Genomic DNA, 1,888 nt, shown 5'->3' on the forward strand with positions numbered 1-1,888 from the left:
AGAAAAATACACCGACATGTACGCGCGCTCGGTGAGCGATCCGGTGTCGTTTTGGGCGGAGCAGGGGAAGATCCTGGATTGGATGGAGCCCTACACGCAGGTGAAAAAGACCTGTTTTGAGTTCGGTCGCGTTGACATCAAATGGTATTCGGACGGCGTTTTGAACGTCTCGGCCAACTGTATTGATCGCCATTTGCCGAAAAAATCCCTGCAAACCGCGATTATTTTTGAGCCCGATGATCCCGAGGCCGAGGCCCAGCACATCACCTACAAAGAGCTGTCCGACAAGGTGAACCGCTTTGCCAATGTGTTGCTCTCCCAGGGCGTGATGCGCGGCGACCGCGTGGTGATTTATCTGCCGATGATCCCCGAGGCCGCTTATGCCATGCTCGCCTGTGCCCGCATCGGCGCGATCCATTCCATTGTTTTCGCAGGATTTTCCCCCGACGCCCTGGCCAACCGCATCAACGATTGCGGGGCCAAGCTCGTCATCACCTCCGACACCGCGCCGCGTGGTGGCAAGCGCACGCCGCTCAAGGCCAACACCGATGCCGCCCTGCTGCACTGCTCGGATAAGGTCCGTTGCCTCGTCGTCAAACACACCGGCGATCAGATCACCTGGATCCAGGGCCGCGATGTCGATGTCAAATATCTGATGGAACATGCCTCTCCCGATTGCCCGCCGCGGCCGATGAACGCCGAAGATCCGCTGTTCATCCTTTACACCTCTGGCTCCACCGGCAAACCCAAAGGCGTCGTCCACAGCTCCGGCGGCTACCTCGCCTATGCCGCGATGACCCATAAATATGTGTTCGATTATCACGACGGCGACGTCTTTTGGTGCACCGCCGATGTCGGTTGGGTGACGGGGCACAGCTACATCGTCTACGGCCCGCTGGCCAATGGCGCGACCACGGTGATGTTCGAGGGCGTGCCCTCCTATCCCGACGCGGGCCGGTTCTGGGCCGTGTGCGAAAAGCATAAGGTCAACCAATTCTACACCGCCCCCACAGCCCTGCGCTCGCTCATGGGGCAAGGCAACGAATGGGTTGAAAAATATGACCTGTCCTCGCTCAAACTCCTCGGCACGGTCGGCGAACCGATCAACCCGGAGGCGTGGAATTGGTACAATGACGTGGTCGGCGGCGGCACATGCCCGATCGTCGACACCTGGTGGCAAACCGAAACCGGCGGCCATCTTTTGACGCCGCTGCCGGGCGCGATCCCGACCAAACCGGGCTCTGCCACCGTGCCGTTCTTTGGCGTGCAACCGGTGATTTTGGACCCGACCACGGGCGAAGAATTGACCGAAACCGCGACCGAGGGCGTGCTGTGCATCAAGGACAGCTGGCCCGGCCAAATGCGCACCGTTTGGGGCGATCACGAGCGGTTCCAGGAGACCTATTTCCAGCAATACAAAGGCTATTACTTCTCCGGCGACGGCTGTCGGCGCGACGCAGACGGCTATTACTGGATCACCGGCCGCGTCGATGACGTGATCAACGTGTCGGGTCACCGCATGGGCACCGCCGAGGTCGAAAGCGCGCTGGTCGCCCACGCCCAGGTCGCCGAAGCCGCCGTCGTCGGCTATCCGCACGAGCTCAAGGGTCAGGGCATCTACGCCTATGTCACGCTCATGAACGATGTCGAACCGACCGACGCGCTGCGCAAAGAGTTGGAAAAATGGGTCCGCACCGAAATCGGCCCCATCGCCAAGCCGGACTTCATCCAATGGGCCCCCGGCCTGCCCAAAACCCGCTCCGGCAAAATCATGCGCCGCATCCTGCGCAAAATCGCCGAAAACGACACCGGCAGCCTCGGCGACATCTCAACCCTCGCCGAACCCGCCGTCGTCGAGGAATTGATCAGCAATTCGTTGTATCAAAAA

1 protein-coding gene is annotated in these 1,888 nt (G+C 60.4%); it reads left to right on the forward strand.

Going from position 1 to position 1,888, the window contains the following annotated elements; all coding sequences use genetic code 11:
- Positions 1-1,888: acetate--CoA ligase (gene acs, locus B30_RS21135; protein ID WP_009574304.1), on the forward strand; the 1,888-nt coding region annotated here is incomplete at both ends.

It is taken from the genome of Celeribacter baekdonensis B30, from assembly GCF_000299875.1.
GTDB lineage: Bacteria > Pseudomonadota > Alphaproteobacteria > Rhodobacterales > Rhodobacteraceae > Celeribacter > Celeribacter baekdonensis_A.